The organism is Drouetiella sp. (assembly GCF_059504425.1).
Map to the genome: position 1 here is coordinate 144,830 of NZ_JCACIN010000093.1, position 7,742 is coordinate 152,571.

Here is a 7,742-nt window from a genome sequence, read left to right on the forward strand (position 1 = left end):
TTTTGACCGCAGGTTCAAGATTGTGAGAGGACGTTTAGCTTCCAGAGTAGAAGTTCTAAAGCAAAAACGACATCATCTTCAAGCTGAATTCTTCACTTTTGCGGCTGCGATCGATCTTTTTCGCTGGTCCATTCGCTGCCAAGATCATGCCCCATCATATCCAAAAACTCTGCTAGAACCTGACGATTAGCGGTCAATTTCAGAGTCATGGCATTTAGCCAGTTGAGGGGAGTCTGCATACTTGCCGTCTGTTCTGCTTTTACGACCCGGTATGCCTGCCCTGCCCTGCCCGGTTGAGCGATCGAATTGAAGCTAGAGGAATAGCGCATGCTGCTGGCTGTCCACTGTCCCAGCATGGTTTGCAGCATAGGGAGCGATCGCCCACCCTCCGTCACGCTAGCTTTAGGCGCAGCAGATACCGGGGCAACGAGTGGATCTAAGCGTGAGGCTGCTGCCGCAGTCACGCAGGTTCCTAAGGTCACAAAGCACAGTGCGGACAGGGTAGCCGAGAGATAGGCTTGCTTCATGGGGAAAGGGATAGCAGGGGGAGAGAGCAGCATTACAGAGAGGCAAGGTGCGAAGGAGGCTAGGGAAGTCTCTCTTCCGAAGGAGGGGCGATCGCTTCTCCTAAGCTACAAGATCTTTTCACACTCTATGCGATTACTTTATGCCATTGAATGTACTTTGTCGGTTCGCAGCTCTACATTTACGAAATTAATTTGCTGATTCTATTTGCCAAATAATTTTCTGATGAAGCCTTCTGGCTCAAAATTCTGGCTCAAAATTTGCCTAAAGCGCCTGACGCTCAATTTGCCGCACAACCGTTAGGGCAGAATAGCTAACGCCCGCCGTTCCTTCTCCAGGGTGGGTAGAGTCTCCAACTAGCCAGAGAGCGGCTATGGGCGTGCGGTTGGCAAAGCCAAAAGGCCCAAAGGTGGAGACTCGTTGTCCGATACCGCCGACGGCACCTCGATCGCGTGCCGTATAGCGGACAAAGGTGCGGGGCGTTGCGGCCTCAGTATGAATGATGGTTTCAGGAGTCAAGTGAAAGAATTGTGAGAGGCGATCGATCGCCGTCTGAGTGTAACGCTGTTTCAATGCTTCATAGGCGGATTGATCAGAGGCGTCATCCCACTGAGCTATGTCTGTAAACGAAGAGGCAATGACAGTGGCATAGCCTTCGGGGGCACGACCGTCACCGGGACGGTTGACCGAAACGAACAGAGAATTATTTTCGGCGATCGGGCGATCGTAATCATACAAAAATTGCAGGTGCGGCGGGCAGTCTGGCGGAATAGCCGCCTGTTTCACGCCCAGATAAATGACGAAAGCGCCCGACGAAGGCGGCAATTTTTCGACCCGGTGCCGATAGCCGCTAGGGGCAGCATCACCCAAAAGCTGCATCAAATTCTGTGCTGTGACGTTGGCGACCACCTGATCAGCCGATTCAGTCCAAACTTCGCCCGTTTTCTGGCTACGAATCTGGATTGCCGTGGCGCGTCCGTTCTGGGTATGGATCTGCTCGACGCTATGGCGCATCAGCAGCTTGCCGCCATCCCGTTCTAGAGATTCCACTAGGCGATCGCTTAAGGTCTGCATACTGCCATGCAGGTGATACAGCCCTTGTGGCTCCTGGGAAACGCCTAGGGCAGTCGCGGCGTAAAGCAGCGCCGTTTCATCCGCATCTACTTGGGAGTAAAGCTTGAGCTGAAGATCGAGAAAGGTTTTGAGACGGCGATCGCTTCCCAAGCCCGACAGACGCAGAATTTGTCCTACAGTGGCAAAGGTGTAGGGTAAGGTCAGCAGCGTATCGGGACGCACCGCCTGCATCAACTGCCACACATCCCAAGCACTACGGGGCGGCAGCACCGGATCGCGCGACTGAAATGCCCAGCTGTACCGGAACAGGTTGGCAAGCAGTTCCCAGAAGGTTTGGCTGCCAGGAAACTGCCGATCTCGTTCTGCTTTCCAGCGCTGCGGATCGCGCCAGACGCTAATGGGTGAGGCTTCACCCGGCAGATAAACCGCGCAAGCCGGATCGCAGGGCGAGGCTTCGGGTAGCTCAATACCTAATTCTGAAAAGATGCGATGGTGAATGCCGCCTGATTCCAATCCGGCAACCTGCGTTGCGCCAACGTCGAAGATAAAGCCTCGCCGCTTAAAGGTGGAAGCACAGCCTCCAGGAACGATCGCCTGATCGCACACCAACACCTGATAGCCTCGATGTGCCAACAGAGCTGCTGCCGTCAGTCCGCCGATTCCGGCTCCGATGACGGCTACTTTGCCCAGCTTTTGAGGGATAGCCTTTGAAGGTTGGATTACTCTGGCACTTGGTTCCGGCATTTAAGGGTTAGTTACATTACGTAATATTCCTAATATCTCTAATATCTCTAATTTCGCTAGCCAAGGCAAGGTAGGTTGAGAGCATTTGTTTTTACAGGTGCTTTTGCCGATACTTCTCCTGGGCACAATTAACCGGGCACAATTAACCGGGCTTAATTGCACAACTCATTGTGCTCAACTGAATCGATTCGGTGCAGAATCTTGCTTAACTCAAGAACTTTCTGTGAAGTGCCCGACTGGGTGAATTTATTGTTGTAGTAAAGATAGGCGACGAATCTTCCAGTAATGCCATTTTTCCTGGCAATATTAATCTCGATCGCTCATCCATTTCGCTGTATTCAGCTTTCTGTTTTAGCCCATTTTTACTGTAGTCAATTTACTTAGCCCATGAAACCTAACATTCAAGTTATTCGACCCAGCGGAATTCTGGATAGCACTCAAGCACATCAGTTTCGGAGTGAAGTGAGTGAAGCTGTCGATCAGGGCAGTAGAGTCATCTTAATTGATCTCAAAGATGTCACTTTTATGGATAGTTCGGGTTTAGCTGCTCTCGTGCTTGCCCTCAAAACGGTGCGATCGGTAAATGGAAAGTTTTGTGTTTGTTCCATCAACGATCAGGTCAAAATGTTATTTGAATTGACCAGCATGACGCGCGTGTTTGAAATTTTTGACAGCCCAGAAGAATTCTCAAAAACACTTGAAGATTAATTGTTTACTTGAATTGAACCTTCAATAGCGAGAAGTCATCATTGAATGCTTCTACTCCGTTCAAGCTATAGATCTTATCTAGAACAGTGTCCAGGCTAGAGTCTATATCTAAGTTTTTCAGCAGGGTAACGAAAGTGTTTAAATCCCAAATCTTTGCTTGAGCTGGGTCAAGTTCGTAAACGCCATCGCTGAAGATGTAGAGGGCGCTGTTGAGAGGAATAGTTTGCCGATCGCTCACATACTCGGAGTCTTCCATCAGACCGATCGGCAAGCAGGGGGTTTTCAGGTAAGTGATCTGCGGTTCGCTACTGTAGGCTGATGTGATTAAAACAGCAGGCGGATGACCCGCACTGCAATAAGTAAGCTGACAAGTTTTAGGATTATAAACTCCGTACCAAATGGTGAAATACTTTTCGTTCTGACTGCTCATCTGAAATTGATCGTTCAGCGCCTTTAAGACGGCTTCTGGCTGACAAAAATCAACATCTGGAAGGGCATGCGATCGCAGTAGATTCATCACTGAAACCGAGGGTAAGGCGGCTCCTAATCCATGCCCTGAGACATCCAATAAGTAGATCGCCAGATGGTCAGGATCTAGCCAAAAATAGTCAAAACAGTCGCCACCTAACTGTCGTGATGGAATAAAACGCGCCTCTATGCTGACAGATCCTAGGAGCGGCTGCGGCAGTAGAGCCTGCACATAGGCAGCAGCCTCTGCTAACTCTGCTTCTAGCAAATGTTTTTGAGTCTGCAAATCTTGGCTGAGCTGATGAAGGCGCAAACCCGATCGCACCCTGGCTTGCAGCTCCGTAATATCGATCGGCTTAGATAAAAAATCATCTGCGCCCGTGTTAAGACCTTTGACGCGATCGGCAATACCGCCTCGCGAAGTCAGCAAAATAAAAAAAGTCGTGGTTAATTTTGGATTGGTCTTTACCCAGCGGCAGACCTCTAGGCCATCGGCAAAAGGCATCATCCAGTCGCAAATGATTAGAGCAGGCTGCATTTTTTTAGCCTCCTCGATTCCTTCCTTCCCGTTAGTCGCCACAGCGACCTCATGCCCCTGATTTTGTAATGCTCTTTTTGTGATCACTCGGATCACAGAATCATCATCAATCACCAGGATTTTGGACATAGAAATCAGAGATTCACTGCTTGAGCTGAGAGGCTTTTAGGGCGTTGCTGACCTCTGAGACCAGTTTTGTTGGAGAAGGCATGGAGCACCCTTCCTCCAACAAAAAATTATCCCCCATTGAGCAATGCCGCTTTTCGTATCTGTGAGGGTTGACGTGACAGCCGCATGACACTACTGTAGTTAGCTCTCTAAAACAAGGATAGAGTCACTCCTGCGAAATCTGATGAATCTTCATCGATCGCCCATCCAGATTTTTTCAGCTTGAGGCTTTTTTAAGCTTCGCTAGGTTTATATAAGTTCTCCAGTTTACGGCTTTGTGGCGCATTCGCTGCTTAAACGCTTCTGCCGCCAACGCATAGCCTCCGTCAGCGCCATCTACAAAGTGCGTGTGATGCCCATCTCGACTAAATACCATGCAAGTCATGAGGGCGCGATCGCTGATGTGCATTCCGTACACCAAGTCACTCTCTTTAAATCGCTTCTCCAAGTAGTCTGTCAAGCAAACAATCTGAGCAGAGCTACTAGAAATTACCATACGAAGCAGATCATCAAACTTTTGGTAGTCCGTGGCTGCTGCCACCTCTTGTTTATAATTTCCCCAATCAACGCCCCCCAGTCTAACTTTTAGCCACATCAGACTATATCCCAAGCAATTTTCCAAAAAAATCTTTGCTAAGTAGATCAGACGGTGCCCTAGAGCAGGAGAGGACGATCGCAGATTTGTTTCTGCCCAGAGCTTTTTAGGGTTAAAGCTTAGGTTTAGGGGCGCATTCTGCACAGGATGGCAGCCGTTTTCACCCCCACAAACTTCCTGAATCTTTTTAATCACTTCAGCATAGATGACATCGCTGCTTTTGCTTCGAGATCCACGAGTTGACACAATCAGGCTGAGAATACTTCCTTGCCGACTGGGAATATCCTGCCAACGGCATTCTAGACCAGAAAAATCTGCGGCAGAGGTCGATCGATTTACATCCAGTCTGTAAGGGTTGGGATCGGTTCCGGCTTTGACCAAATGCGTTGCGTAGGTTAGTCCGCCTCCCGCGAAGCTCGCCTGACTGTAGTGCAGTGTAACGCGAGACTTGGCGACCTGAAGCGCATACCCTGCGGCCCGAATCGTTGCGACGGGCACAACCCCCACCCGCAGTTCCATACCAAATGAGTCGCGGGCGCACTGCCTTGTAGCCAGAAGCGCCTGACGAGCAGGTTCTAGCACCGAAGGAGGAACCAGAATAGATGCGCCATCCCCGCCAAAAATGAAGGGAACTTCTTGGCGATCGATCGCGTTTAGTACAGCAATGATAGAGCTAGCACCCAGAAGATTGACGACTTTATATTGACCCTGGGCGATCGCCTGAGTAGAGCCAGCAATATCGCTGATTAAAATGTACCAATCGTCTGGGACAGAAACAAAACTCTGGGAATTAGTAATATCCAGAAAATGCTCTAGGGTGGGCAGCGCAGCGTAGAACGAGTCGGTTGACATGATGCCCAAGAAAATCCAATACGGGAAATCTTGACGGTTGCTACACCGCCTAATGCTTAGATTCTTCACTCAATTGAATCGGCTCTATCACTGAGGAAGTTCTGAAAAACTCGCTATAAAACTCTCTAGAAGAGCACTGTGAAAGAGAATAGGTAGCCCTGAGCGATCGCCTTATCTTATTCTCGTCGGCAATTCATGCTTAATTGAATAAGGATACGCCGATATTTATGACCTTTCTCTAAAGATTTGGATCTGTGTCAGAGTCTCAAAAACCTTCTCGCTCCCTTGCCAACATTGCTGGAATTGTGGCAATTGCCACACTGCTCAGCAAGGTCTTTGGATTGTTTCGACAGGTAGCGATCGCTGCCGCTTTTGGTTCGCGTCCAGCCTACGGAGCCTACAACTTTGCCTATGTGATTCCTGGCTTCTTGCTAATTTTGCTGGGTGGCATCAATGGGCCGTTTCACAGCGCCATGGTCAGCGTCTTGGCAAAGCGCAAGCGAGAAGAAATTGCCCCAATTATGGAAACGATCAACACGCTGGTGGTGGGTGTTCTGCTGCTGGTGACGATCGGGCTGATCGCCTTTGCTGAGCCGTTAATGCACTTGGTGGCTCCGGGTTTGTTTCTCACGGCTGGGCAGGTGGGCGATCCTAGCGCCTTTGAAGTGCTTCAGCAGACCCGCGAAATTGCTATCTTGCAGTTTCGGATCATGGCTCCGATGGCAATGCTGGCAGGGCTGATTGGTATCGGCTTTGGTGCGCTTAATGCCGCCGATCAATATTGGCTACCCTCTATTAGCCCCTTGTTTTCCAGCGTAGCGGTGTTGGCAGGTTTGGGCGGATTGGCATTTTATCTCGGCGATAAAATTCTGCTGCCTGAATACGCTGTCTTGGGTGGAGCCGTTCTGGCGGCAACGACACTTGCCGGGGCTTTATTGCAATGGCTGGTGCAGTTACCAGCACAGTGGCGATCGGGTTTAGGTGGCTTGCGACCAAGGTTCAACTTCCGGCAGCCTGAGGTGCAGAATGTGATTAGAATCATGATTCCGGCAACTTTTTCGTCGGGCATGATGCAGATCAACGTCTGGACAGACCTATTTTTTGCCTCCTTTATTCCCAACGCGGCAGCGGCTGTTTCAGCGATGGGATATGCTGGGCTGCTGGTACAGACCCCCCTAGGCATCTTGTCAAACGTGATTCTGGTGCCGCTGCTGCCCGTGTTCTCGAAGTTGGCAGACCCGGCTGACTGGACAGAGCTAAAGGCTCGCATCCGCCAAGGGTTGATGATGACGGCGATCGCCATGCTTCCCATCAGCGCCCTCATGATTGCCCTAGCCGTGCCGATTTCGCGGGTCGTTTATGAGCGCTACGCCTTTACTGCCGAAGATTCTTACCTCACCTCTTCGGTGCTGATTGCCTACTCAGTGGGCATGTTTGTCTATCTAGGGCGCGATGTGCTGGTGCGGGTTTTCTATGCGCTAGGGGACGGCAATACACCATTTCGCATCAGCATTTTCAATATTTTTCTGAATGCGCTGCTCGATTTTCTCCTCTATAAGCCGCTGGGTGCCCCCGGTCTGGTGATGGCAACGGTCGGGGTAAATCTAGTTTCTATGGTGGCGCTGCTGTGGTTTCTCAATCGTAAGCTGAACGGACTGCCGCTACGAGAATGGAGTCTGCCGATCGCTACTCTCACACTAATCAGCGGCGCAACCGGGCTTGCCGCCTGGGGATCGCTGCAAGGATTAGAGCAACTTTGGGGCGACAAAGGCTTCTTTGTTCACTTGGCTCAGCTTTGTGGGGCTGGGGCGATCGGTGTAGGAGTATTCGTGGCGCTCGTCAGCCGGATGAGATTGCCGGAAGTGCAGGAATTTACGGAACGCATTCGGCAGAAGTTGAGGCGATAGAGCTGTGTAGCTATCGCTAGTTTGCTTAAGACATTTGGGGTGGGGCGAAGCGCCCCACCCCAAATGTCCCCGTCCTTGCCTTGGCAGTTGCTATGCCTCAGACCCTCGGTATAGCGCTACGAGAACGAGTTAGGACATTATTGTAGAGGTAGAGAAGCGTTCA

At 50.5% G+C, this 7,742-nt stretch carries 6 protein-coding genes; 2 read left to right on the forward strand and 4 right to left on the reverse strand.

Annotation, left to right across the window (positions count from 1 at the left end):
* Window positions 1-92: 92 nt before the first annotated feature.
* Both AC5JMP_RS22260 and crtD read right to left on the reverse strand, forming a co-directional pair.
* On the reverse strand, window positions 93-560 hold the full coding sequence (locus tag AC5JMP_RS22260) for a hypothetical protein (protein ID WP_495853686.1): 468 nt from the start codon (window positions 558-560) through the stop codon (window positions 93-95).
* A gap of 229 nt (window positions 561-789) precedes the next feature.
* The gene (gene crtD / locus AC5JMP_RS22265; protein WP_495853687.1) at window positions 790-2,343 is read right to left on the reverse strand and encodes a C-3',4' desaturase CrtD; all 1,554 of its coding nucleotides are present in this window, start codon (window positions 2,341-2,343) and stop codon (window positions 790-792) included.
* A 387-nt stretch (window positions 2,344-2,730) separates the two neighbouring features.
* Between crtD and AC5JMP_RS22270 the strand changes: the two genes are divergently transcribed.
* Window positions 2,731-3,051, forward strand: a complete 321-nt coding sequence (locus tag AC5JMP_RS22270) for an STAS domain-containing protein (protein ID WP_495853688.1) — start codon at window positions 2,731-2,733, stop codon at window positions 3,049-3,051.
* A 4-nt stretch (window positions 3,052-3,055) separates the two neighbouring features.
* Here AC5JMP_RS22270 and AC5JMP_RS22275 read toward each other — a convergent pair whose 3' ends face one another.
* On the reverse strand, window positions 3,056-4,186 hold the full coding sequence (locus AC5JMP_RS22275) for a SpoIIE family protein phosphatase (protein WP_495853689.1): 1,131 nt from the start codon (window positions 4,184-4,186) through the stop codon (window positions 3,056-3,058).
* A gap of 256 nt (window positions 4,187-4,442) precedes the next feature.
* Window positions 4,443-5,672 carry a DUF3095 domain-containing protein gene (locus AC5JMP_RS22280; protein WP_495853690.1) on the reverse strand — a complete coding sequence of 410 codons (1,230 nt, stop codon included), beginning with the start codon at window positions 5,670-5,672 and terminating at the stop codon, window positions 4,443-4,445.
* A gap of 254 nt (window positions 5,673-5,926) precedes the next feature.
* Between AC5JMP_RS22280 and murJ the strand changes: the two genes are divergently transcribed.
* Entirely contained in the window at window positions 5,927-7,579 is a 1,653-nt protein-coding gene (murJ, locus tag AC5JMP_RS22285; protein WP_495853691.1) for a murein biosynthesis integral membrane protein MurJ, read from the forward strand.
* Window positions 7,580-7,742: the final 163 nt, after the last annotated feature.

Bases quoted from the DNA above. Each gene is read 5' to 3' on its own strand.
- AC5JMP_RS22270 (WP_495853688.1), top strand. From the start codon at position 2,731: ATGAAACCTAACATTCAAGTTATTCGACCCAGCGGAATTCTGGATAGC.
- AC5JMP_RS22275 (WP_495853689.1), bottom strand. From the start codon at position 4,186: ATGTCCAAAATCCTGGTGATTGATGATGATTCTGTGATCCGAGTGATC.
- AC5JMP_RS22280 (WP_495853690.1), bottom strand. From the start codon at position 5,672: ATGTCAACCGACTCGTTCTACGCTGCGCTGCCCACCCTAGAGCATTTT.
- crtD (WP_495853687.1), bottom strand. From the start codon at position 2,343: ATGCCGGAACCAAGTGCCAGAGTAATCCAACCTTCAAAGGCTATCCCT.
- AC5JMP_RS22260 (WP_495853686.1), bottom strand. From the start codon at position 560: ATGCTGCTCTCTCCCCCTGCTATCCCTTTCCCCATGAAGCAAGCCTAT.